The organism is Ancylobacter sp., assembly GCF_965249975.1.
Classification (GTDB): domain Bacteria; phylum Pseudomonadota; class Alphaproteobacteria; order Rhizobiales; family Xanthobacteraceae; genus Ancylobacter.
Genome location: NZ_CBDFNE010000003.1, coordinates 260184 through 283437, shown reverse-complemented (window position 1 = coordinate 283437; position 23254 = coordinate 260184). Strand labels below are relative to the sequence as shown.

28 protein-coding genes are annotated in these 23254 nt (G+C 66.9%); 6 read left to right on the top strand and 22 right to left on the bottom strand.

The window, feature by feature from the left end; genetic code table 11:
- Positions 1–14: 14 nt before the first annotated feature.
- The 4 genes from ACP2AH_RS01500 to ACP2AH_RS01485 are packed head-to-tail and all read right to left on the bottom strand — an operon-like array spanning position 15 to position 2275.
- Positions 15–593 carry an N-acetyltransferase family protein gene (locus ACP2AH_RS01500; RefSeq protein WP_425104209.1) on the bottom strand — a complete coding sequence of 193 codons (579 nt, stop codon included), beginning with the start codon at positions 591–593 and terminating at the stop codon, positions 15–17.
- On the bottom strand, positions 590–1150 hold the full coding sequence (locus ACP2AH_RS01495; protein WP_425104208.1) for a phage tail protein: 561 nt from the start codon (positions 1148–1150) through the stop codon (positions 590–592). Before ACP2AH_RS01495 ends, ACP2AH_RS01500 begins: the two co-directional genes overlap by 4 nt.
- Before the next feature lie 9 nt (positions 1151–1159).
- Positions 1160–1705, bottom strand: coding sequence for a phage tail protein (locus tag ACP2AH_RS01490; RefSeq protein ID WP_425104207.1), 546 nt, complete (start codon positions 1703–1705; stop codon positions 1160–1162).
- 9 nt (positions 1706–1714) lie between these two features.
- Positions 1715–2275, bottom strand: coding sequence for a phage tail protein (locus tag ACP2AH_RS01485; protein WP_425104206.1), 561 nt, complete (start codon positions 2273–2275; stop codon positions 1715–1717).
- 513 nt (positions 2276–2788) lie between these two features.
- Between ACP2AH_RS01485 and ACP2AH_RS01480 the strand changes: the two genes are divergently transcribed.
- A complete protein-coding gene (locus ACP2AH_RS01480; protein WP_425104205.1) occupies positions 2789–4660 on the top strand; it encodes an asparagine synthetase B family protein in 1872 nt (623 codons plus the stop codon).
- A 31-nt stretch (positions 4661–4691) separates the two neighbouring features.
- Here ACP2AH_RS01480 and ACP2AH_RS01475 read toward each other — a convergent pair whose 3' ends face one another.
- From ACP2AH_RS01475 to ACP2AH_RS01460, 4 genes are all read right to left on the bottom strand, one after another.
- A complete protein-coding gene (locus tag ACP2AH_RS01475; protein ID WP_425104204.1) occupies positions 4692–5528 on the bottom strand; it encodes a sulfotransferase domain-containing protein in 837 nt (278 codons plus the stop codon).
- Entirely contained in the window at positions 5525–6427 is a 903-nt protein-coding gene (locus ACP2AH_RS01470) for a hypothetical protein (protein WP_425104203.1), read from the bottom strand. Before ACP2AH_RS01470 ends, ACP2AH_RS01475 begins: the two co-directional genes overlap by 4 nt.
- Before the next feature lie 11 nt (positions 6428–6438).
- Positions 6439–6720, bottom strand: a complete 282-nt coding sequence (locus tag ACP2AH_RS01465; protein ID WP_425104202.1) for a PqqD family protein — start codon at positions 6718–6720, stop codon at positions 6439–6441.
- A gap of 303 nt (positions 6721–7023) precedes the next feature.
- Complete coding sequence (locus ACP2AH_RS01460) at positions 7024–7428, bottom strand: RidA family protein (RefSeq protein ID WP_425104201.1); 405 nt, start codon at positions 7426–7428, stop codon at positions 7024–7026.
- A gap of 133 nt (positions 7429–7561) precedes the next feature.
- Here ACP2AH_RS01460 and ACP2AH_RS01455 point away from each other — a divergent pair, with 133 nt between their 5' ends.
- The gene (locus ACP2AH_RS01455) at positions 7562–8155 is read left to right on the top strand and encodes a TetR/AcrR family transcriptional regulator (RefSeq protein ID WP_425104200.1); all 594 of its coding nucleotides are present in this window, start codon (positions 7562–7564) and stop codon (positions 8153–8155) included.
- A 12-nt stretch (positions 8156–8167) separates the two neighbouring features.
- Here the strand turns inward: ACP2AH_RS01455 and ACP2AH_RS01450 are convergent, their stop codons facing one another.
- From ACP2AH_RS01450 to rpsU, 4 genes are all read right to left on the bottom strand, one after another.
- Positions 8168–8368: a hypothetical protein gene (locus ACP2AH_RS01450; RefSeq protein ID WP_425104199.1), complete on the bottom strand. Its 201-nt coding sequence runs from the start codon at positions 8366–8368 to the stop codon at positions 8168–8170.
- Between the two features lie 17 nt (positions 8369–8385).
- A complete protein-coding gene (locus ACP2AH_RS01445; protein ID WP_425104198.1) occupies positions 8386–8610 on the bottom strand; it encodes a hypothetical protein in 225 nt (74 codons plus the stop codon).
- 111 nt (positions 8611–8721) lie between these two features.
- On the bottom strand, positions 8722–8931 hold the full coding sequence (locus tag ACP2AH_RS01440; protein ID WP_421697603.1) for a cold-shock protein: 210 nt from the start codon (positions 8929–8931) through the stop codon (positions 8722–8724).
- 184 nt (positions 8932–9115) lie between these two features.
- A complete protein-coding gene (rpsU, locus tag ACP2AH_RS01435) occupies positions 9116–9388 on the bottom strand; it encodes a 30S ribosomal protein S21 (RefSeq protein WP_307018461.1) in 273 nt (90 codons plus the stop codon).
- 307 nt (positions 9389–9695) lie between these two features.
- Here rpsU and ACP2AH_RS01430 point away from each other — a divergent pair, with 307 nt between their 5' ends.
- Entirely contained in the window at positions 9696–10061 is a 366-nt protein-coding gene (locus ACP2AH_RS01430) for a response regulator (protein ID WP_425104197.1), read from the top strand.
- Between the two features lie 24 nt (positions 10062–10085).
- Here ACP2AH_RS01430 and zigA read toward each other — a convergent pair whose 3' ends face one another.
- From zigA to ACP2AH_RS01415, 3 genes are all read right to left on the bottom strand, one after another.
- The gene (gene zigA / locus ACP2AH_RS01425; protein WP_425104196.1) at positions 10086–11300 is read right to left on the bottom strand and encodes a zinc metallochaperone GTPase ZigA; all 1215 of its coding nucleotides are present in this window, start codon (positions 11298–11300) and stop codon (positions 10086–10088) included.
- 80 nt (positions 11301–11380) lie between these two features.
- Positions 11381–12730 carry an MFS transporter gene (locus ACP2AH_RS01420; protein ID WP_425104195.1) on the bottom strand — a complete coding sequence of 450 codons (1350 nt, stop codon included), beginning with the start codon at positions 12728–12730 and terminating at the stop codon, positions 11381–11383.
- 208 nt (positions 12731–12938) lie between these two features.
- Positions 12939–13082, bottom strand: a complete 144-nt coding sequence (locus ACP2AH_RS01415; RefSeq protein ID WP_244376795.1) for a hypothetical protein — start codon at positions 13080–13082, stop codon at positions 12939–12941.
- A gap of 644 nt (positions 13083–13726) precedes the next feature.
- On the opposite strand from ACP2AH_RS01415, the gene oxlT reads away from it, so the two are divergent.
- Positions 13727–15034, top strand: coding sequence for an oxalate/formate MFS antiporter (gene oxlT, locus ACP2AH_RS01410; RefSeq protein ID WP_425104194.1), 1308 nt, complete (start codon positions 13727–13729; stop codon positions 15032–15034).
- A gap of 74 nt (positions 15035–15108) precedes the next feature.
- Here the strand turns inward: oxlT and ACP2AH_RS01405 are convergent, their stop codons facing one another.
- The 3 genes from ACP2AH_RS01405 to ACP2AH_RS01395 all read right to left on the bottom strand — a co-directional run bounded on the left by ACP2AH_RS01405 (position 15109) and on the right by ACP2AH_RS01395 (position 17825).
- A complete protein-coding gene (locus ACP2AH_RS01405; protein ID WP_425104193.1) occupies positions 15109–15903 on the bottom strand; it encodes a carbon-nitrogen hydrolase family protein in 795 nt (264 codons plus the stop codon).
- Complete coding sequence (speB, locus tag ACP2AH_RS01400) at positions 15903–16958, bottom strand: agmatinase (RefSeq protein ID WP_421697609.1); 1056 nt, start codon at positions 16956–16958, stop codon at positions 15903–15905. Before speB ends, ACP2AH_RS01405 begins: the two co-directional genes overlap by 1 nt.
- A gap of 123 nt (positions 16959–17081) precedes the next feature.
- Positions 17082–17825: an alpha/beta fold hydrolase gene (locus ACP2AH_RS01395; protein WP_425104192.1), complete on the bottom strand. Its 744-nt coding sequence runs from the start codon at positions 17823–17825 to the stop codon at positions 17082–17084.
- A 181-nt stretch (positions 17826–18006) separates the two neighbouring features.
- Here ACP2AH_RS01395 and ACP2AH_RS01390 point away from each other — a divergent pair, with 181 nt between their 5' ends.
- Positions 18007–19395, top strand: a complete 1389-nt coding sequence (locus ACP2AH_RS01390) for an ethanolamine ammonia-lyase subunit EutB (RefSeq protein ID WP_425104191.1) — start codon at positions 18007–18009, stop codon at positions 19393–19395.
- Positions 19392–20213, top strand: a complete 822-nt coding sequence (gene eutC, locus ACP2AH_RS01385) for an ethanolamine ammonia-lyase subunit EutC (protein WP_425104190.1) — start codon at positions 19392–19394, stop codon at positions 20211–20213. Before ACP2AH_RS01390 ends, eutC begins: the two co-directional genes overlap by 4 nt.
- A gap of 8 nt (positions 20214–20221) precedes the next feature.
- Here eutC and ACP2AH_RS01380 read toward each other — a convergent pair whose 3' ends face one another.
- From ACP2AH_RS01380 to ACP2AH_RS01365, 4 genes are all read right to left on the bottom strand, one after another.
- A complete protein-coding gene (locus ACP2AH_RS01380) occupies positions 20222–20605 on the bottom strand; it encodes a hypothetical protein (protein WP_425104189.1) in 384 nt (127 codons plus the stop codon).
- 135 nt (positions 20606–20740) lie between these two features.
- A complete protein-coding gene (locus ACP2AH_RS01375; RefSeq protein ID WP_425104188.1) occupies positions 20741–21769 on the bottom strand; it encodes a L,D-transpeptidase family protein in 1029 nt (342 codons plus the stop codon).
- A 146-nt stretch (positions 21770–21915) separates the two neighbouring features.
- Complete coding sequence (gene dmeF / locus ACP2AH_RS01370) at positions 21916–22881, bottom strand: CDF family Co(II)/Ni(II) efflux transporter DmeF (RefSeq protein WP_425104187.1); 966 nt, start codon at positions 22879–22881, stop codon at positions 21916–21918.
- An 8-nt stretch (positions 22882–22889) separates the two neighbouring features.
- Entirely contained in the window at positions 22890–23165 is a 276-nt protein-coding gene (locus ACP2AH_RS01365; protein WP_425104186.1) for a metal/formaldehyde-sensitive transcriptional repressor, read from the bottom strand.
- Positions 23166–23254: the final 89 nt, after the last annotated feature.

Here is a 23254-nt window from a genome sequence, read left to right as displayed (position 1 = left end):
TCTTGATCGCTGTCTCAGGCGCCGGTTTCGGCATGCGCCCCGGCCGGCGCTTCCGGCCCCGGCGCCCGGATCATGTGCCAGCGCGGCCCGCTTTCGCCGACCCGGATGAAACCCTTGCGAGCGTAAAGCCGCTGGGCGGGATTGCTCTTGTCGACATGGAGGGAGGCAACGCGCCCGAGCCGGTCGGCCTCGGCGCAGGCGATGTCCAGCAGCGCGCCGCCAAGCCCCTGATTGCGCGCCTCCGGCAGCAGGCTGATATCGACGATGCGATGATCCGTCAGCCCCCGGTGGAGGTAGAAGCGGCCGACAGGCGCGCCGTGCCGCTCGACGATACTGAAATCGGCATCGGCATAGTGGTGGGCGTAATGGGCGGACTGGAAGCGGAACTGCTGGGCCAGAAAGGCGTCGCGGACCTCCTCCGGCCAGCCATTGCCCTCGAATTCCGGACCGCGCACGCTGGCGAACAGCGCGGCGAGGAACGGGGCGTCGTCCGGGGTTTCGGGGCGGAGGGAGAGGTGGGGGCATCCGGAAGACGCCGGGCCAGCGACGCTGGGGTCGTCGTCTGGCCCAGGGGGCGGATCGAAGGGTTTCATTGCGGCACAGGATATATCCCTTCATTGGCGATGCAGTAGCGCAGGGTAAGGTAGGGCTGCATGTTTTCATGCGGCTGGCTGCCGCCGAAGGGGGAGATGGTCCTCGCCGACAGTTTGACGTTCGAGATGTGCTTACCCGCCGGGGGCTTCAGGAAGTACTTCGCCAATTTGGTGCTGCCCTTCACTTTGTAACGGGACAGAAAGTGAATACCGGTGGCTTTATCGGAAAGCTCGTCGTCTTCGCCGTTTGAGTAGGTCGTCACTTCGTGCGTGTGGGGTGGAAGGTGCAGCGTTGTGAGGACCTCGGTCTCCAATCCCACGACGCTTCCGATAGGGCGGGGTTCAAGGCCAGCTCCGGCCCCAGCTCCGAGGACGGCGCGGCCTTGAAGATCGGGCAAGGCGAAATTCTTTTCTCCGTCGCCGCCATAAACGGAGCCGATAATGGAAAAAAGCGTCGTGTGGCTGGCTACATCAAGCAGTGTGCCGTTGCAGTCCAGCCAGCCGAGGGGGGCGTAGGGCAGGGCAAAGAGACGGATTTCACCGATATAGGGTTCCATGAGGCGTCCTCAGATGACCGAAGGAAAGAGCCCTGTCAGCGCGATGATGTGATTGATCGCGAAGCAGGGCATCATGTTGTCATGGGGGGCGCCAGTGCCGCTGACGCCGATGGTGTCCGTATTGAGTTGACGGAGAGTTTTGCCTGCCACCGCATAGGGGAGGCCCTCGCTCCCGGCTGGCGCCGTTGGTGAGGCGGCTGCCGCAAAGAGACGTGTGGGGTCGGGTACGCTGGAGGTCGCCTTATTGTTCGAGGCGATCAAGCCATGTGTATGCGGGGGGATCTGGCCGAGAGACAGTCTCACCGTCTCGCTGCCGCCCTTCTCGCCAATCGAACGGGAGGTGAGTGCCGGACCCTGTCCACTGCCGATCATCAGCCGACCCCGCAGATCCGGCAGCTGAAAGGTCAATCTGCCGTCCCCGCCCCAACTCGTGCCGATGAGTTGGTACAGGGCTTGGTATTGCGCGATCGCCAAGGTCTGGCCGTTACAGAGAGCCCAGCCGCTCGGAGCGTAATTGCCGGCGAAGAGCCTGATTTCACCCAGATAATATTCCATGGTTGCTTCTCAATCCCGGCTTGGCCAGTTGCCCTGCAGACAGATGCAGTAGCTGACGACCGCAAATGGCTGCATGTTCTCATGTACCGCGCCCCCGCCCGCAAGTGACAGCGAGGCGGGGTGCAGGCTCACCTTGTCAGCCGTCGCGCCGGTATCGGGCCCGTAAAGCAGACGCTCGTTCTGGGGGGTCATATTATCCTTCGCCACCGCGCCAACGTTGGCGCCTGTCGCGTCATTGATGTCGCCCACTTCTTTGCAGGCATTGAAGTCGTGGGCGTGGACGGGAAGGTTCATTTGACCAAGGCTGACGTTTTCGACGCCGCCGATATTCCCCAGCCGAAACGGGTTCTCGATGTGCTGCCGCTCAGCGCGGACGCCAAGGGGAACACGCCCACGCAGGTCCGGCAGACAGAAGGTCTTGCCTTTGGTGCCGCCAAAGCTGTTTCCCAACAAAGCGAACAGCGCTTGATTCTGATTTATAGGGATTTCCTGCCCCTCCGCCCGCGCCCAGTCCTTCGGCACCCTGTCGTAGGGAAAAAGGCGAATCTCACCGAAATATGCCTCAGCCATCTTTCAACGCCCCCGCTGGATAACGACGTGCATTCAAGGAGAATGCATGCCTAAGTTGTGCAGAATCTAGCGATGCAACCAGAGCCTGTAAAGAGGCCGTCTGACGGCAAAATTACTTTCGGTTTCGCAACTTTGAGGCGCACCGGCATTTGACGCGCGCGTGTCGGCGCGACAAGATTCACATCACCAAGGGTCAACGATGAAACGGATAGGGTAGCCGGGATGGCAAGCGGATCGGACGAGGCCGTCAACGCGGATGTCGTAAAGGAAGCGCCGGTCGACAAGCCGCGATGGGAGGTGCCGATACTTGAGGTTGCGCCCATGGCCAGCGCGCAGGTCGGCGGTAGCAATGAGGCTGACGGCGATGGCACATCCTAGGGCGCGGACCGGGGGGCGATTCTGATGCGCCCTGGCGCGGCGCTTGGCTTGTTAACCGTGTCGCGTACGGCGTGGAGATAAACGCCTTCAATTGCAGCTCGGAATGGCGGCGCAGGCGGCCACAAGGCATCCTCCATGGGATTTTGCGGCGGGCTGAATCTGGCGCCCGGAACAGCGGAGCGGTGCCTGGCCGCTCTCAGGCGCTCGGCACGCGCTCCTTCCTCGACGGTCGCCGCTGAGTGCGTTCTCGCCGCCTGCGAGGACGCGATTACCGCCCAGGACAGCCGGGCGATCCTCGGCTTCGACGGCCGCCTGGACAATCGCGACGACCTCTTGAACCGTCTCGGCCTCGCCGCGGCCACCGATACGGGCGCGCTGCTGCTGGCGGCCTATCACCGCTGGGGTAGGGACTGCTTCACCCATCTGATCGGCGACTATGCCTGCGCGATCTGGGACAGGGACGCGCGCGCCTTTTGCCTCGCCACTGATCCCGGCGCCCTGCGCACCTTGTTCTTTTGGACCGATCGTGGCCGCTTGCTGTTCGCCACCGAGCAGCGCGGGCTTTTCGCCTGCCCCGACGTGCCGCGCGAGATCGACCGCGACCAGATGGCGGCCTGGCTGTGCATGCTGCCGCGCGAGCCGCTGCGCACCTTCTTTCGCGGCATCAACCGCGTGCCGCCCGGCCATTGCGTGCGCTGGGCACGCGGCGAATACGCGCTGGAGCGCTGGTGGCGGCCGGAGGACGTGCCTGTACTGCACCTGCCGCGCGACGAAGACTATGAAGAGGTTCTCCGCGAAACGTTGGATGAGGCCGTGCGTGCCCGCATCCGACCGGGCGAGCGTATCGGCAGCGATCTCTCCGGCGGGCTTGACAGTGCGAGTGTCACGGCGCTCGCGGCACGGCGGTTGGCGGCCGAGGGGCGGGAACTCACGGCCTTCACCGCCGCGCCGCGCCATCCGCAGCCGGCGAGGCCCAACCGCTTCACCGATGAGTGGCCCCACTCCGCCGCGGTGGCGTCGCTCTACCCCAGGATCGAGCATGTGCGAATTGACAATGATGCCGAACCGCTGCTCGACGCGCTCTACCGGCGTGAGGCGGCTATCGACTGGCCCGTCCTTAACACCAGCAACACGGTCTGGATCGACGCCATCCATCGGGAGGCGAGACGGCGGCGGCTGGACGTCCTTCTGGTTGGCGCGATGGGCAATATGACCATCAGCTATGACGGCGGTCTGAGGCTCGCAGGCCGGCTCCGCGACGCCGATATCGCCGGCACATGGCGCGCCATCGTCGATCTACGGCGGGGCGCGGGGCGCTCCTGGCTCGGCATTGCCGGCGAGGCCGCCGACTCGCTGCTGCCGCAGGGCCTGAGCCGCCGCCTCCGCTCTCTGCTGGGACGGGCGCCGACGGGCGTGTTCGACTACTCCGCCATCCACCCGGATTTCCTGAAGCAGTCGGGTCTCACCGACCGTGCGAGCACCTTGGGTGGTCGCCTGCGCAATCTGACGCCGGGCGACAGCCGCGCCCTGCGTCTCGCGGTTCTCGACCGCACGGATCATCGCGGCCACCACGCCATGGCGACTCGGCGGCTGTTCGGCATTGACGTGCGCGATCCGACCAGCGACCGGCGCGTGGTCGAACTGTGCCTGTCCATTCCCGAGGAGCAGTTCGCGCGTGGCGGCGTGCCGCGCTCGCTCATTCGCCGGGCGATGCGGGGGCTGGTGCCGGATGTCGTGCTGAACGAGCGGCGCAAGGGGTTGCAGGCGGCCGACTGGCGGGTCGGCTTTCAGGAGGCGCTGCCCGGCCTGCGGGCGGAAATGGCGCGGCTGCGCAACAGCCCCTTCGCCAGCGAGTGCCTCGATCTCGACCGCATGGACGCGCTGCTCGACGCTTGGCCAGGCAGCGATGACCGCAGCGAGGAGGCGAATGCCGATTATCTCTGCGCTTTCAGCCGGGCGCTCACCGCCGGCCGGTTCATCCGCCGCGTCGAGGGCGGCAACGGCTAGCGCTGCTGAGGCTGCGGATGCCGGGGGGCGCCTACCGATAGCCCAGGCGCGCCATGACCCGGCCGTGGTCGGCGGCGAGGCGCTCCGCCGGTTCCGGCGCCAGCGCCGAGCGCCAGCCGCCGGCGCCCCCTTCGCGGAAAAAGGGTGCGGTGGAGGTATGGTAACGCTCGCGGAATCCCGCGCGGGCTTCCTGGCCGGCGAGCACGCTGAATCGGCTGGCCTCCAGGCTCCGGCTGACCGCCGGGCGCGTATCGTCGAGATCCAGGAAACGGCAGAGCTCGGTGAAACGCTGCTGCGGGTCGGCCAGCAGGTCCTCATAGCGCAGCAGCAGCAGGCGCAGACCCGCTGCGTCGAGCCAACTCTCCACATGGGCGCTCCAGGACGACACCCATTGCTCGACATTCGCGTTGAGGCGGGGTGAAGAGCAGCCTATGCGGAAGGTCGTATCCGCCATCTGGTCGACACTGGCGGCGATCGACCAGCCGAAATGATGCGCCAGCGAGATCGCCACGTCGCGCGGATCCCGAACGATGTAGACGACACGGTTTATCGCATCGGCCGGGGTCGCCGGCTCGTGCGCGCCGGGCGGCGCGAGATGGCAGTCATGCACCTTATAGAAGCCCGGCTGCTGGTGCGCGATGCGACGGCTGGTCAGTGGGCGAAGCAGGGCAACCTCGTGCGGCGTCAGGTCGGCATGCTCCAGCCCCGCATGACGATCCTGCAGCGCCCGCGCGCTCAGATTTCCAATCCGTGCCAGATCGACATTGAGATCGACCGGCTCGCCGCCGCGCAGGTGGCTGGCCAGGAAGGCCCGCAACCAGGTGTTGCCGGACTTCGGATAGGAGGCGAGGAGAGTGAGGCCGCTCATCCGCGCACGGTGGCGGCGATGGCGTCGAGCCAGCGCTCGGGCGGCGCATCCGGCTGGCGCCGGAGCGTATAGACGGGCACCGTGCCGGCAATCAGGGTGCGCGCCTGGAACAACGCCTTCTCCGCCCCCAGCGCCCGGCCGATCGGCATCCGAAATGTGTCTGTCTCCAGCGCCGCGAGGATATTGAGCGGCGTGGAAAGGCGCTCGATGCCTTCCTGTTCGCCACGCGTGGTCCGGCGCAGCAGGAAGAGGGCGCGCAGGGGCACGGGCTCCCGCACCCCCGCCTGCGGTTCGATGAAGTGGAACTTGTCCTGCCCGCGCCGGTTGCGCTCCAAGCCTTCCGTCGAGAGCGCTGCGTCTTCCAGCGCATCGCGCCAGAGTTTCAGCCGCGGAAAGGAGGGCCGCACCCGGGCGGGGCTGCCCGTGTCGAGAACACAGACATCGTCAGACACGACCGCGTGCCCGCGCCGTGCGAAGCGCAGCGCCAGTGTGGACTTGCCCATGCCGGAGGGACCGCAGAAGGCGACCGCGCCACCCTCGATAATCACGCTAGACGCGTGCAGCGGCAGCAGGGCACGCTGATGGCAGACCAGACCGAGCACCGAGCCGAGCAGGAACAACCGGATCTCGGCGTCGCTCGCCTCCGGATCCGGCGCGATGGTGATGTCGCCCGACGGCTGCACAAGGAACCGCCCCACCATCGGCACCTGCAACAGGCCGGTGCCGGTGCCGTCGATCTGCAGCCATGGGCTGATCGTCCGCCCGCCGGGCAGGCTGTCGTCAACCTCGCCAAGGCGAACCGTGAGGTCTGGCGACCGGTCGTCGCCCTGCCACTCAAGAAGCTCGGGCAAGGCGACCGTGGAACGGACGCGCCAGCCGCAGAGAAGGCGATCGGTCATGAGCGGCGCCGTCACCCACTGACATCGATGAGGTTCTGGGCTTCGAGCTGCGCCAGAAAGGCCAGCACTTCGGCGTCGATGCGGGCTTCCTCGCCGTCGTACTCTGCCTTGAGCAACACGCAGAGGTCGCTGACCCGCACGGGGTGTTCGAGCCGCTGCCAGATGCGCGAGGCAACCGAGTTGAGCCCGAAATAGAACCCCTGCTCGACATCCAGCAGAACCTGGGTGTCACCGATGGCGGCCTCGAACGGATGAGATCGTCGAACGATCTCCGAGTGGGGCGACAGAGGCATGGATCGCGCTCAGGTTGCTTCGGGTGCACCTACACCTATCGCCACGGAACGCAACCGTCCAGTGCATGCCCCTACGCAATTGCACCATCTAATACAGGGCGCCCCGGCGAGCGAAGGCGGACCAATGCGGGCCGACAACCGGCCTCGCCTTTCACCGGATGTGTGAAGGCGACGGACTCTATCGCTGGTCCGGCCCTCCCATCGCCGCAACCATGCGGCAATGGGTGGGCTGGAGACATGGCTCGGCGGGAAAGTCTCGCCTATCAGGCGTTTCTCACCTCCGGCCGCTTGTTGCGGCGCCGGTCAGCGCGGCGCCGCGCCCGTCTGGGGCAGGCGCGCGATGGCCTTGATCTCGAAATCGAAACCGGCGAGCCAGTTCACCCCGACGGCGGTCCATGCGGGATAAGGCGCTGCGGGAAAGGCCTTCGCCTTCGCCGCCAGGACCGTGTCGAACTGGCGCTCGGGGTCGGTGTGAAAAGTGGTCACGTCGATGACGTCGTCGAGGCTGCCCCCGGCGGCGGCGAGAACCGCCTGCAGATTGGCGAAGGCCTGGTCGACCTGGCGGGCGAAATCCGGCTCGGCGCTGCCATCCGACCTACTGCCGACCTGGCCGGAGACGAACAGCAGATCGCCGGAACGGACGGCGCCGGAATAGCCGTGCTTTTCATAGAGAACTTGCCGGCCGGCGGGGAAAATGGCGTCGCGCATGGGTCTGTCCTGTCGTTCCGCCCGCGCGGGGACTTCCCGGCGCGGGACGATGTGATATACGGATCGTATGTGAAATTATCGCATACGCGACGTATGTCAACCGCAGGGCGACGGATAAGGGGGAGGGCGCGGCATGGCCTTAGGACGGCGGGCGGAGAAGATGGAAGCGACGCGCGCCAAGCTGATCGCCGCGGCGCGCAAGGCCTTCGCCGAACAAGGCTATGCCGAGGCCTCGATGGACGAACTCACCGCCGCCGCCGGGCTGACGCGCGGCGCGCTCTATCACAATTTCGGCGACAAGCGCGGCCTGCTGGCGGCGGTGGTGCAGCAGATCGACAGCGAAATGGCCGCGCGGGCCCAGGCCTTGGCCGCCCGCGAGTCTTCGCCTTGGGAGGCCCTGCTGGCGGAGGGGGTGGCCTATATCGAAATGGCGCTGGAGCCGGAGGTGCAGCGCATCGTGCTGCTCGATGGCCCCGCCGTGCTCGGCGATCCCTCGCAATGGCCGAGCCAGAATGCCTGCCTCGCCACGACGCGGCGGACGGTCGAGACGCTGGTGGCCGAAGGTGTGCTGAAGCCGGTGGACCCGGAGGCGGCGGCGTGCCTGCTCAACGGGGCGGCGCTGAATGCGGCGCTGTGGACGGCGGCAAGCCCCGCACCGGCGCAGGCTCTGCCGAAGGCGATTGCGGCGTTTCGCTGCCTCGCCGAGGGCCTGCGGGCGGCGGGCTGAGCCGCGCGCCGCCTATTTGGCGGCGGGAGTCCCGGCCTGCTCGTCCAGCAGCGATTCGACGGCGCCGATGGCGACCTCAAGGGTGGCGATCTTCTGCAGCGTCTTGTCGGAGGGCAGGGCGTCGATTTCGGCGGCGCGGGTGATGAGGTCGCGCTGCTCGGTCAGCAGGCGGTTGCGCAGGGTCTTGAGCTTGGTGGCAAGGGAATCGGGCATGGCGGCTTTCGGGCAGGCTAGCGCTTGACGGTGCGGCGGGCGGGCTTGGTGGGGGCGGGGGCGGCGGCGCTGTCCGCGGCTTCGCGGGCGAGGCGCGCCTCGCGCAGGCGGGCGATCTTGGCGTCCCGGCTCACCGTGTCGCTTTCGATCATCGACATGGCAATGCGCGACACCGTCTCGGCCTTGCTCTCGGATTGCGAGAGCTTGGGCACGAAGGGGGTTTCCGGTGCTTTTCTCGCCATGCGCGACATCCCTTTGTAAACGCGAAAAAGGCCGGGTCTCCCCGGCCTTCCCACTTCTGCCTCAACGGTCCGCGCCAGTACATCCGTGGTCACTGACCGGAAGCAGTCTCGTCACGCAGCCTTGAGGCTGCCGGCCGAGCTCTTGCCGCTGCGGCGGTCGGTCTCGAGCTCGTAGGAGATCTTCTGGCCCTCATTGAGGCCCATCAGACCGGCGCGCTCAACCGCCGAGATGTGAACGAACACGTCCGGGCCGCCGTTGTCCGGCTGAATGAAACCAAAGCCCTTCTGGCCGTTGAACCACTTCACAGTACCTGTCGCCATGACTAAATCCTTTCAGTCGACATAGATATTTGATGGCGCGTCGGAACGCGCGCATCAGGTTGACATCGATTTGAGAGGAAGTTCGCTACGGCGCAAAGCTGCGCAAAACAAAGTTCAACGTCCAAGATCGATATCTTATCGTACCGGGGTTGCGGAAATCTCACAACCCCCGGCAAATTTATTTTTATTCGGCCACCGGGGCGGCGGGGCGGGGCGCGCCACGGCCAACCATCGGCTTCTTCTTCGGGGCGGCGATGAGCCCTTCGCGGATGGCCTGCTTGCGCGCGGCCTTCTTGCTGCGGCGAACCGCTTCGGCGTCTTCGCGCACGCGGCGCTCGGAGGGCTTCTCATAGGCGCGGCGCGCCTTCATCTCGCGGAAGATGCCTTCGCGCTGCATCTTCTTCTTGAGAACGCGCATAGCTTGTTCGACATTGTTGTCGCGAACGAGGACCTGCAATTCGTGTCCGATCACATGCAGCGAAGCTGCTGGTTGGGCGGTTCGTGAGAACCGGCGCGGTCGCCTGTCGTGGGGTGACGGGGCGAAGGGAGACGCGACCCCACGGGGCGCGGCATTGAAGGCGACTTCATAGACCCTTCCCGGCCTTCGCGACAAGCGGCAAGAACGCGACGTGAATCAGGTCTTTGCCGATCCGCCGTCGTGCGTCACGAAAATGTGGCACGGCAAGAACGGGATCATTCTTCGACATGCCGCGTTGCCGCTCGCCATGGCATTGTGCCTTGTGCCATGCCGGGGGTTTTCGACGATGCCAATTGCAGTGCTGGTGGTGGAAGACGAGCCGCTGGTGCGCTTCGACATTGCGGACTATCTCGCCGAGCAGGGGTTCGAAGTGCATGAGGCCGCCAGCGCCGACCAGGCTCTGGCGATTCTGGAGGCCATCCCCGCCATCCGGCTGGTGTTCACCGATATCGACATGCCCGGCAGCATGGACGGTCTGAAGCTCTCCGCCGCCGTGCGTAAGCGCTGGCCGCCGGTGCAGATCATCGTCACCTCCGGCAACCGAATCGCCGGTACGGCCGAAATGCCGGAGGGAAGCCTGTTCTTCGCCAAGCCCTATCGCCCCGCCGACATCGCCCGCTCGATGCAGGGCCTGCTGGCGGGGCGCGCCTGAGCCACGGCGGGCGCCGCGTGCGGCTCAGGCCGGCACGCGCTCCCAGGTGGGGAATGGATCGGGCAGATGCTTCAGCGGCTCGGGGTCGAACAGCGTCGGCCGCAGCGGGCCGACCAGGCAGTCGTCGAGCGCCGCGCGGATGCCGGCCTCGTCGAGATTGACGCCGATGAACACCAGTTCCTGCCGGCGGTCGCCATAGCCGGGCGTCCAGTGCTGGCGCAGCCAGGAGCGCCAGTCGGGCTGAGTCGGCCAATGCTCGGTCGGAATCGCCGCCCACCACTGGCCGATCGAGCCGGTGCGGCAGATGGCGCCGGCAAGCGACATCTCGCCGACCCGGCGCGGCCGCGTCGCCAGCCAGAACAGCCCCTTGGCCCGGACCAGCCCCGGCCAGGTGCGGGCGAGGAAGGCGTTGAACTTCTCGGGGTGGAACGGCCGGCGCGCGCGGTAGACGAAGCTGGAAATGCCGTATTCCTCGGTTTCCGGCACATGGTCGCGAAAGCCGTTCAGCTCCTTGAACCAGGTGGGGTGCTCATGGGCGCGCTCGAAATCGAAGCGGCCGGTGCCGAGAATGTCCTTGAGCGGCACATGCGCCTGATCGGTCTCGATGATCAGCGCGTCCGGGTTCAGCGCCTTGACCACGGCGCGGACCTCCTTGCGGCGCGCGGGCGCGACATCGGACACCTTGTTGAGCACGATCACGTCGGCGAATTCGATCTGGTCGGTGAGCAGGTCGACCAGCGTGCGGCTGTCCTCGTCGCCGGCGATCTCGCCGCGATCCCGCAGGAAATCGCGCGAGCCGAAATCCCTCAGGAGGTTGGCCGCGTCCACCACCGTCACCATGGTGTCGAGCCGGGCGACATCCGAGAGTGAGAAGCCATCCTCGTCGCGGAACTCGAAGGTGGCGGCGACCGGCAGCGGCTCGGCGATGCCGGTGGATTCGATGAGGAGATAGTCGAAGCGTCCCTCATCGGCGAGGCGTTTCACCTCGGCGAGTAGATCGTCGCGCAGGGTGCAGCAGATGCAGCCATTGGTCATTTCGACCAGCTTTTCCTGCGTGTGCGAGAGATTGGCGTCACCGGCCCGCACCAGCTCGGCGTCGATGTTCACCTCCGACATGTCGTTGACGATCACCGCGACGCGCAGCCCCTCGCGGTTCGCCAGCACATGGTTGAGCAGGGTGGTCTTGCCGGCGCCGAGAAAGCCGGAAAGGACCGTGACCGGAAGACGTGTGTCAGGCATGGCGACGCTCCACATGCGAAGTGATACAATGTATCATTTGCATGTGGAGGGTGCCGATGCAAGCCGGTCGGTGGGGCCTGCTAGGCCTCGATATCCACGTCGCGTGTCTCCTTGCCGAGCAGCAGCGCCAGCAAAGTGAGGCTCGCCATGGCGGTGAGATAGACGCCGACCCAGAACGGGCTGCCACCGCCCCACGCCCACAGCGCGACGGCGATGAAGGGCGCCACCGCCGCGCCCAGGATGGAGGAGACGTTGTAGGCGATGCCCGAGCCGGTGTAGCGCACATTGGCCGGGAACAGCTCCGGCAGCAGTGCGCCCATCGGGCCGAAGGTCATGCCCATCAGGCTGAAGCCGAGGATGAGCCAGGCCATCACCCCGAACGTGCCGCCGGCGAGCATCGGCACCCAGAGAAGGCCGAATGCCATGATGGCCAGCGTCACCCCGATCAGCGTGCGGCGGCGGCCCCAGCGGTCGGCCCACGGGCCGGAGACCATGGTGAAGACGCCGAAGAACACCACGCCGATGATCATCATCAGCACGAAGGTGGTGTAGTCATAGCCGAGGCCGGGCAGGGCGGCCGCGGTGCCGGCGCGGCCATAGCTCAGCGAGAAGGTGGTCATCAGGTAGAACAGCACATAGGTCGCCAGCATGTAGAAGGTGCCGAGCACCAGCTGGCGGAAATGCGTGCGGAACACCGAGGCGAGCGGCAGCTTGTGCACCTTGCCGTCCGACACCGTCTTCTTGAACGCCGTGCTTTCCACGAGGTGCAGGCGCACCCACAGGCCGACCGCCACCATGACGATGGAGAACAGGAAGGGGATACGCCAGCCCCATTCGAGGAAGGCATCGGACGGGCGCGTCGGGTCTTCCGAGGGCAGCAGCGCGGCGATGAGGAGGAACAGGCCGTTGGCCAGGATGAACCCCAGCGGCGCGCCGAGCTGCGGGAAGGTGCCATAGACCGCGCGCTTGCCGGGCGGGGCGTTCTCGGTCGCTACCAGCGCCGCGCCGCTCCATTCGCCGCCGATGGCGAAGCCCTGGGCGAGGCGCATCACCACAAGCAGCGCCGGGGCGAACCAGCCGGCCTGGTGGAAGGTGGGCAGCAGGCCGATGAGAAAGGTGGCGATGCCCATGGTGAGCAGCGCGCCGACCAGCGTCACCTTGCGCCCGCGCTTGTCGCCGAGATGGCCGAAGAAGATCGCCCCCAGCGGCCGTGCCACCATGGCGGCGCCGAAAATGGCGAAGGAGGCGAGCAGCGCCGTGGTCTCATTGCCGGGCGGAAAGAACAGGTGCGGAAACACCAGCACCGCCGCCGTGGCGTAGACGTAGAAATCATAGAATTCGATGGTGGTGCCGATCAGGCTCGCCAGAATGACGCGCGAGCGGGGATTGGCGACCGCGCCGGCGGACCCGGCGGCAAGGGTGGACGACATGACGGCACTCCGAACGGCAGCGTGAAGCGCAAGAGGCAGCGCGGCTGGGGGATATCGGAGGCGCTTTTAGAGCGTTTTCGAGCGAAGTGGATACCGGTTCGCGTGAAGAAAACGCGACCAAAGCTGAAATGATCCAGAGCATCGGGCCGGGAAAAACAGCCGGGGCGCCGGCAGGACTGCCAGGCGCCCCGCAGGCGGAGGAGCGCGATCAGCCCGGCGGGTCGACCTTTACACCCTGCGGGCCCACTTCGATCTGCAGCGAATTCTGGTCGCGCTCATAGGCGCGGTAGGCGAAGAAGCCGGCCACACAGGCAAGCACGACGACGGCGACGGTCAGGACAGTTCGGTTCATGATTTTCCCCGTTGGCCTCCGCCTGCTGACGATGAGCCGGCAGGCGAGCGGTAACAGAACGCGGCGACCGGCCTCCCGGTTCCGTGAGATGAAGGTGGCGCTTGCCCGACGACGGCGCCCCTGGCCCGCTTCCTCTGCGGCGTCCGTAGCGGATCGCCGGCTTGCGAGCGGCGTGTCGCCCGCCGGCTAAAGAGCTTTGACCGAACAGAGAGCCGCGTGGTGCGTCGGGACGCTAGGGCAGGGGGCTCGTCACGTCCTTGCCGCGAGCTGCCTTAACGGCTGTCATCGTGACAAGAAGAGGCAAAATCTTCGTTTATCTTATCCGAATAAAGATGTGTTTGCTATGGGGTGTGAAATAAAAGCAATTGGCGTTACGTCACTATACGTTGGTATATTTCATGTTGAATCCGCTGACATTAATGATATCTATCGTATCAATCTTATGACGACCTGCCGTATGGCATCGAGTGTTTACGCTGGGTCATGGGATCGCGCTCGGTAGTCTAGTTCCGATCATTTTTCTTGGGACGGCGCGTCGACTCTTTCCGGAGGGAATGGGGCGATTATCGCTTTTCGACGGGACCGGCGGGGCATGAAGCAGCCACGAAGAGCTGTGCGGCATTCATCAGGTTGAGGAGACGTCAATGGACACCAAGACGACGGCGGTCCGCCCCTGGGAACCCTGGTTCCAGCTCGGCTGCGGCATTCTCTGCATGGCGATGATCGCCAATCTTCAATATGGCTGGACGCTGTTCGTCGACCCGATCGACCAGGCGCATGGCTGGGGCCGCGCGGCGATCCAGACCGCGTTCACGCTGTTCGTGCTGACCGAAACCTGGCTGGTGCCGGTCGAGGCCTGGTTCGTCGATCGCTACGGCCCGCGCGTCGTGCTGAGCTTCGGCGCGGTCATGATCGCGCTGGCCTGGGTCATCAATTCCTATGCCGGCTCGCTCACCATGCTCTATGTCGGCGCCGTGTGCGGCGGCATTGGTGCCGGCTCGGTCTATGGCACCTGCGTCGGCAATGCGCTGAAATGGTTCCCCTATCGGCGCGGCCTCGCGGCCGGTGCCACCGCCGCCGGCTTCGGCGCCGGCGCGGCGCTCACCGTGGTGCCGATCGCCAACACCATCGCCGCGCATGGCTACCAGACCGCGTTCTTCTGGTTTGGCCTCGGCCAGGGGTTGATCGTGCTGATCGCGGCGCAGTTCCTCTATCCGCCGTCGTTCAAGATTGCCGCGCCGAAGAAGGCGCTGCGCATCCCGCAGAGCAAGGTGGACTATCCGCCGTCGCAGACGCTCGGCAAGCCGGTGTTCTGGCTGCTCTATCTTATGTTCGTCATGGTCGCGTCCGGCGGCCTGATGGCGGCGGCGCAGATCGGGCCGATCGCGCATGATCTCGGCGTTGCCGACACGCCGGTCAGCATCTTCGGTATCTCGGCCGCGGCGCTGACACTCGCCATCTCGCTCGACCGCATCTTCGACGGCTTCGGCCGCCCGGTCTTCGGCTATGTCTCCGACCGGATCGGCCGTGAGAACACGATGTTCATCGCCTTCGGCACGGCGGCGGTGATGCTGCTCGTGATGGTGTTCCACGGCTCGAACCCGCTGGTGTTCGTGCTGGCCACCGCCTGCTTCTTCGGCGTGTTCGGTGAAATCTACTCGCTGTTCCCGGCGACCTGCGGCGACACGTTCGGCTCGAAGTTCGCCGCCACCAATGCCGGCATGCTCTACACCGCCAAGGGCACGGCAGCGTTGCTGGTGCCGCTCGCCAGCGTCGTGGCCTCGATCTATGGCTGGTACGCGGTGTTCGCCATCGCGGTCGGGCTCAACGCCGTCGCCGCTCTGCTCGCCCTGTTCGTGCTGAAGCCGATGCGTGCGCGGCTGATCGCCCGCAGCGCGGTGGAGGCGGAAGCGGCGCCGGTCACGGTCGGCCGCGAGCAGCCGGCGCACTGAGCGCAGCTCTACGCAGTAAGGGACTCCCGGACGGTCGAAAGGCCGTTCCGGGAGTCGTCGTTTTGAGGCGGTGACTAGAGCCGCCCGTAGACTTCCGGCCGTCGGTCGCCGAGATGGGTGCTGAGACGGCGGGCTTCGCGCAGCCGGGCCGGATCGAGATCGGCGAAGATGAGTTCTTCGCCGTCGCCCGCCAGCACCAGATTGCCCCCCATGGGATCGCCGACGCAGCTCAGCCCCATATAGTCGAGATCACCCTCGACGCCGCAGCGATTGGCATAGGCGACATAAAGCTCGTTCTCGAAGGCGCGGGCCGGCACGACATAGAGCGACACCGCGTCATAGGGCTTCATGTTGGCGGTCGGCACCAGAACGAGGTCGGCGCCCGCCAGCGCCAGCGCCCGCACCGCTTCGGGGAATTCCACGTCGTAGCAGATGAGCATGCCGACGCCGTAGCCCTCGAAGCGGGCCAGTTCCGCCGTGCCCTCGCCGGGCGCGAACATCGCCCGGTCGAGATCGCCGAACAGATGCGTCTTGCGGAAATTAAGCAGGCGCGTGCCGTCCTTGTCGAGCAGCAGGCAGGAATTGTAGATCGCCCCGCCATCGCCGCGCTCGGGATAGCCGTAGCAAAGCCCGATTCCGTGCGCGCGGGCGATGTCGGCGGCGCGGCGGGCGCTGGGGCCTTCCTCCGGTTCCGCCTTCGCCAACGCCGCCTCGCGGCCGATATTGTAGCCGGTGAGGAACATTTCCGGCGCCAGCAGCAAGTCGGCACCGCCTTCCGCAGCCTTTGCGGCCGCCGCTTCCAGACGGTCGAGATTAGCGGCGGGCTCGTTGCCGGGATCGCCCGCCGTCTGCCACAGAGCGAGGCGCATCAGGAACCCTTCCGCGCCTTGTGCGCCGTCACCGCCAGGCAGAAGATCTCGAACAGCACCTGCGCCGCCGCATGGGCGGTGTTGGAGGTGGCGTCATATTGCGGGGCGACTTCCACCACATCGCCGCCGATCACGTCGAGCCCGTTGAGCCCGCGCAGCAGTTCCAGCACCTCGCGCGAGGTCAGGCCGCCGATTTCCGGCGTGCCGGTGCCGGGGGCGAAGGCGGGGTCGAGGCTGTCGACATCGAAGGAGACATAGACCGGCCCGTCGCCCAGCACCTGTTTCGCCTTGGCGATGATGGCGGGCACGCCGAGGCCAGTGACCTCCTCGGCATGGATCACGGTCATGCCGCTCTCATAGGAGAACTCCCACAGGAATTCCGCGCCGCCGCGAATGCCGATCTGGATGGTGCGCGCCGGGTCGAGCACGCCGTCGAGCACCGCGTTGCGAAACGGGCCGCCATGGTGGAACTTCGCGCCCTCATAGGTGCCGGACGTGTCGCAATGGGCGTCGATGTGCAGCATGCCCACCGGTCGCTTCTCGCCCACCGCCTTGAGGATGGAGCCGGTGATGGAATGATCGCCGCCGCAGGAAAGCGGAATCACCCCGGCCGCGACGATCTTCTTGTAGAAGGCCTCGATATCCTCATGGCAGGAATCGAGGCTGAAGCGCGAGCGGAACGGCACGTCGCCAATGTCCGCCACCTTGGCCTCGGCGGCGGGGACCATGCCGAGCACATGCTCATAAGGCCCGACGCGCTCGATGGCGCGCACCGCGCGCGGGCCGAGGCGGGCGCCGGCGCGGTTGGTGACGCCGAGATCCATCGGCACCCCGATCAGCGCCATGTCGAGCCCGGCGAAATCGGCCAGTTCCTGCGCGTCCGGGCGATAGGGCGCGTCGAGCAGCGTGGCGGCGCCGGCCCAGGGCCAGACGCGCTTTTCGCCGTCCTTGAACTGCATTTCGGCGACGCGCTTGAAGGTTTCGTCATAGACGACGCCACCGCCGACGCCGGCATATTTTGCGCGCAGCGCGGCGAGCTTTTCCTGATCGGACATACGAGCCTCTTGTGAGCCTTCGGGCTTCTGGAAGTCTCGTCAGGCTAGCGGGTGCCGGGGCCGGCGGGAAAGGGGGCGCGGACCTTTCCCCGCCGGATGAGGGCCGGGTGTGGCCCGGCGGGCTCAGCGGATGTTCAATAACAGCTCCGCCACGGCCTCCGGCGCGCTGAAGAACGGCGAATGGCCGGTGTCGAGCGCGTGGACCTGCGCGCCCGGCACCGCCGCCTGCATCTCCCGCTGCACGGCCAGCGGCAGGCCGCGATCCCTGAGGCACTCGATATAGTGCCGGCGCAGCCGGCCGAAGCGGTGCGGGGTAATGGCCGAAACCGCCGCGAAGGGCGCGTGCGGGGTGAGGCGCACGAGATTGGGCAGCGCGCGGTCGATGTCATGCGCGCTGCAGTCGGAATAGAGCGAACGGGCGATGAGGTCGCGGCGGGAGAGATCGAGGCCGAGCCCCTCCTTGCCGAGCCGCAGCATGCCCTGCGTCTCCACGATGGCCGAGTCCTTGAGATAGGTCGGGGTCATGACGAAGTCGCGCGCGCTCTTGCCATTGGGCGCCATGAAGCCGGTGAGGTAGACCAGCGCCTCGATGCGCTCTGGCATTTCCTCACCCAGCCAGGTGCAGGTGGCGCCGCCGACGGAATGGCCGACGAGGATCGCCTTGCCCTCGATCGATTCCAGCGCCGCGCGCACCGGAGCGGCGTAGATGGAAATGTCGGTAACGGCGGCGGTCGGGGTGGGATCGAATCCGTGGCTGGCGAGGTCCGGCGCGATCACGGCATGGCCGGCGGCGCCGAGCAGGTTCGCCACCTTCTGGAAGCAGCCGCCCCAATGCCAGGAGCCGTGAATGAGAATGAAGGTAGCCATGGCGTTTCCTCCGAGGATTTCCGGCGCGTGGTAACGGCCGGCTCGGGCGGCGTCCAGCGTGGTATGCCAGCCTTGCGGCGTCGAGAGGGGACGAGCGAAGTTGCGCCTTGCCGTCAGGCGGCAGCAGGGTACATTTTGCCCATGGCGCCATGTTGAGCACGGGCGCCGAGGGAACCTGCCCATGGCCTACCGCACCGTCGCCGGATCGCATGTTTACGCCTTCGCCGATCTGAAGGACCTGATGGCGAAGGCGACGCCGCTACGCTCCGGCGACATGCTGGCCGGCATCGCGGCCGCGACGGCGGAAGAGAATGTCGCCGCCCGCATGTGCCTCGCCGACGTGCCGCTGACCACCTTCCTCAACGAGGCGCTGGTGCCCTATGAGGATGACGAGGTCACCCGGCTCATCATCGACACGCATGACGCCGCCGCCTTCCGCCCGATCTCGCACATGACGGTGGGCGATTTTCGCGACTTCCTGCTCTCAACCGGCGCCACCAGCGAGGCTCTCGCTGCCCTCGCTCCGGCGATCACGCCGGAAATGGCGGCGGCGGTGTCCAAGCTGATGCGCAACCAGGACCTTATCGCGGTCGCCAAGAAGTGCCGGGTGGTGACGCGGTTCCGCAACACGATCGGCCTGCCGGGCACCATGGCGGTGCGGCTTCAGCCCAACCATCCGACCGACGATCCCGCCGGCGTCACCGCCTCCATCCTCGACGGGCTGCTCTATGGCTGCGGCGATGCCGTGATCGGCATCAACCCGGCCTCCGACAGCGTGCCGGTGCTGAGCGAACTGCTGAAGCTCATCGACGGCATCATCCAGCGCTTCGAGATCCCGACGCAGGCTTGCGTGCTCACCCATGTCACCACCTCCACCGAGGTGATCAATCGCGGGGTGCCTGTGGACCTCGTCTTCCAGTCGGTGGCGGGCACGCAGAAGGCGAACGCCTCCTTCGGCATCGACCTCGCCACGCTGAAGGAAGGGCGCGAGGCGGCGCTGTCGCTCAAGCGCGGCACCCTTGGCGACAATGTGATGTATTTCGAGACCGGCCAGGGGTCGGCGCTTTCCGCCAACGCCCATTACGGCGTCGACCAGCAGACGCTGGAAGCGCGCGCCTATGCGGTCTGCCGTCCCTACAAGCCGCTGCTGGTGAACACCGTGGTCGGCTTCATCGGGCCGGAATATCTCTATGACGGCAAGCAGATCATCCGCGCCGGGCTGGAGGACCATTTCTGCGGCAAGCTGATGGGCGTGCCGCTCGGCTGCGACGTCTGCTACACCAACCATGCCGAGGCCGACCAGGACGACATGGATACGCTGATGACGCTGCTCGGCGCGGCGGGCGTGACCTACATCATGGGCATTCCCGGCTCGGACGACGTGATGCTGAACTACCAGTCCACCTCATTCCACGACCAGCTTTACCTGCGCGAGGTGCTGGGGCTGAAGCGGGCGCCGGAATTCGAGGCATGGCTGCAGCGCATGGGCATCACCGATCCCGGCGGGCGGTTGAAGACGCAGCGCGGCAGCCACCCGCTGCTCGCCGCCGCGCCGGAGCTGGCGGCATGAGCGAGGTGCGGGAAGACGCAGCCGCCGCCGAGCCGATCGATGCGGCGGTGATCGAGGACAGCTGGCGCCGGCTGGCCGGGATCACCCCGGCCCGCATCGCGCTGGGGCGCGCCGGCACCGGTCTGCCGACGCGCGAGGTGCTGCGCTTCGCGCTCGCCCATGCCCAGGCGCGCGACGCGGTGCATCTGCCGTTCGATTCCGCCCGCATGGCGAGCGAAGTCGCGGCGCTCGGATTCGAAACTCTGGAAGTGACCTCCGCCGCCCCGGCCCGCGACGCCTATCTGCGCCGCCCCGATCTCGGGCGCCGGCTCTCCGACGAAAGCCGGGCGCTGCTGGAGGCGCGGGCGAGGGCGCCGGTCGATCTCGCGCTCGTCGTCGCGGACGGGCTCTCCTCCACCGCGATCCACGCGCAGGCGGTGCCGTTCCTTTCCGCCTTCAAGGCGCGGATCGCCGAGGCCGGCTGGAGCGTCGGGCCGGTCTGTGTCGCGTCGCAGGCGCGCGTGGCTCTGGGGGACGAGGTGGGCGAGCGGCTGAACGCCAGCGCCTGCGTGGTGCTGATCGGCGAACGGCCGGGCCTGTCCTCGCCGGACAGTCTCGGGCTCTACCTCACCTTCGCGCCGCGCGCCGGGCGTTCCGATGCGGAGCGCAACTGCATTTCCAACGTGCGCGGCGAGGGGCTCTCACACGAGCATGCCGCCTTCAAGCTCGCCTGGCTGCTGAAAGAGGCGCTGGCGCGCCGCGTCACCGGGGTGACGCTCAAGGATGAGAGCGACCTGCTGCTGGTCGGCGGCCGCCCGCCGCCGGTGCGGATCGGCTGAGCCGGCCGCTACTTCTTGCGCCCATATTCGCTGTCGAGCCAGCTATCGGCCGCCGCCATGCGCTGGAAGATGTAGGGCACGGCACGCAGGCGCTTCACCGTCGGCCCGATTTCCCATGTCTCGCCATGCTCGAAGCCCATGAGGATGACGTAGCGCGGCAGGGTGAGGAAGGGCAGGCGCAGCCGCACCTCCTTCACCACGACGAACTCCATATGGAGCGAGGGCGCGGCGAGGTAATAGAACCCCTCGGAGGGCTCATATTTCGCCGACAGCTTCGGCGCCACCGCCGGCGTGCCGGAGCGGATCATGGCGAGATCGGCTTCCGTGAAGGGCAGGCGCTTGAGATGGCGGGCCGTGGCCAGCATCTCGCTCGGGGTCATTCGGGTGGCCATCTCGCCTCTTGCCTCAGCGTGAAGGGCCTATCTGCCGCAAAGCGCCGGCCGGGGGAAGATGGCAAGGCGCCGGTAGTTATTTGCTTTGTCGCGTTTTCTTCACGCGAACCGGTATCCACTTCGCTCGAAAACGCTCTAATTGGCGCTGTCGCCTTCCTCATAGCTCTGCTCGGCGCCCTTATAGGGGTCGGCGAGAGCGGCGGTCGGCTCGCTCACCGGGACCTTGCCGCCCGAGGTCATCGCCGCGAGCTTCTGCGGGCCGGAGCGGCGCAGAATGTCGCGGAAGCTCTGGTGCATGCCGCCATCGACATAGGAGGCATTGGCCGGCGGGTGGCTGGCGGCGAGGGCGGCGATGGTCTGCTCGTCCTGCGCCTGCTTGCTCGCCGCCGCCACGAGGGCGGCGTCGGGGGCGATCGCCGGGCAGGGCGCGAGCGGATCGGTCAGAGCCGGCGCGGGCTGAGTGCCCGGCGTGAAACGGTAGCGCCCGCCGCAGGCCGAGACATTGGGCGGCACGCGGGTGACGGCGAACAGGTCGGTGCCTTCCTTCAGATTGCGCCAATAGGGCATGTTCGGGTTGGCGCGGTGCTCGGCCAGATTGGCCGGCGTCATGCGGAAGGGCAGGGACTGCACCTGGAAGCCCGGCTGGCCGGCGGCGAGCGCGTCGCGCGCCAGCGCATAGACCTCGCCCACGCCGTCATTGGTCATGGCGTAGCAGCCGGCGGAGGTGCAGGCGCCATGCACCATCAGCGCGCTGCCGCTGTAGCCGAGCGCCTGTTCCAGCGCGTTGGGATAGCCGAGATTGAACGAGAGGTAATATTGCGAGCGCGGGTTCAGCTGGCTGCGCGTGACGGTGTAGAAGCCTTCCGGCGCCTGCCGGTCGCCCTCGCGGGTCTTCGGCCCGAGTTTGCCCGACCAGCGGCAGAGCGGATAGGTCTTGAGCAGGGCATAGCGGCCGGAACGGGTGCGCTTCCACACCTCCAGCTCGCTCTCCTGCTTGTAGATGCGCACCATGATCGGGTCGTCGGGCGTCATGCCCTTGGCCGCCATCTCCTGCATCAGCTTCTGCGGAATGGGAATCGAGCCGCGATCGTCGCCGTCCATGCTCGCGCAGCCGGCGAGGAGCAGGGCGAAGCCGAGCAGGAAGAAGGTGCGCAACAGGTTCATGGCAGCTCGGCTAGCGTCGCATCAAGGCGGATCGACGGCAGGTGGGCGGAGAGAGTGCTCACGCGCGCCGATTGTTTCCGATTAACGCCCGTATGGTTTCCAGAAGGTTAGCCCGCCCACCCTTCGCGAAGCTGTGACCGCCTCTCTCACGCTGCGTGCCGGCACTCGACCGTGACGTGTTTCAGTTCATGCACCGGCGTCAGCCGGGCGCGGATGGCGTCGCAGGTGATGCCCAACGGCGCGACGACGCTGATGATGGCGGCATGCGCCTCCGGCCCGATGCGCCAGACATGCAGATCGGCAATGCGGACATCGCCGGGACCCTCAACGGCCTCCGTCACCTCGCCCGCCACCTCCGCATCGGTGGCGTCGAGCAGCACGGCGGCGGTGTCGCGCATCAGGCTCCACGCCCAGCGGGCGATGACGAGGCCGCCGACCACGCCCATGGCCGGGTCGAGCCACACCCAGCCCAGGCTGCCGCCGGCGATGAGCGCGAAAATGGCGAGCACCGAGGTCAGCGCGTCGGCCAGCACATGCAAATAGGCGCCGCGCAGATTATTGTCGCCGCCGCCGACCGCGTGGTGATGCGGGTGCTGGTGTCCGTGATCGTGATCGTGGCTATGGCCATGCGAATGACCGTGCGCATGCGCGTGGCCGCCGCCGAGCAGGAAGGCGCTGACCAGATTGACGATCAGCCCCAGCACCGCCACCAGCGCGGCCTCGCCGAACGCCACCTCCACTGGGTGGTACAGCCGCAGCAGCGATTCGAACGCCATCGCGGCGGCGACGATGGCAAGGATCGCCGCCGAAGCGAAGCCGGCGAGATCGCCGACCTTGCCGGTGCCGAAACTGTAGCGGGCATCCGCCGCATGCCGGCGGGCATAGCCATAGGCGAGGGCGGCGATGCCGAGCGCGCCGGCATGGGTCGCCATGTGGAACCCGTCGGCCAGCAGGGCCATGGAGCCGGTGGTGAACCCGGCGGCGATTTCCCCGACCATCATCACCGCCGTCAACAGCACGACGAGCCGGGTGCGCCGCGAACTCTCGTCATGCGTGGCGCTGAGAAACTGGTGCGGGTGGGCGAAGGCCTGCGGATCCGGCAGCGGGGCCATGGCGGGACCTATTTGCTGTAGCGGCGGATGGCGTCCATCAGCTCGCGCGCGCCCTCGACCCGGGCGGCGGGGGTGAGGTCGGGATCGGCGACATGGGCGTGGAGATGCTCTTCGATGATCTTCTCCATCAGGCCGCCGATGGCGCCACGCGTGGCGGCGACGAGGTGCAGGAGATCGGCGCAATCAGCACCGCCGGCTAGGCTACGCTCGATCGCCGCCACCTGCCCGGCGATGCGCTGGACACGGGCAAGCAGAGCCGGATTGGGCGTCATGAGGTGCGACATAGGATAGGGGGGTACCCTATATGCCCCGAAGCGGCAAGTGGCGGGTCGCCGCACGCAGCGACAGGCAATGCGTGCGATCGGCAGGCGGC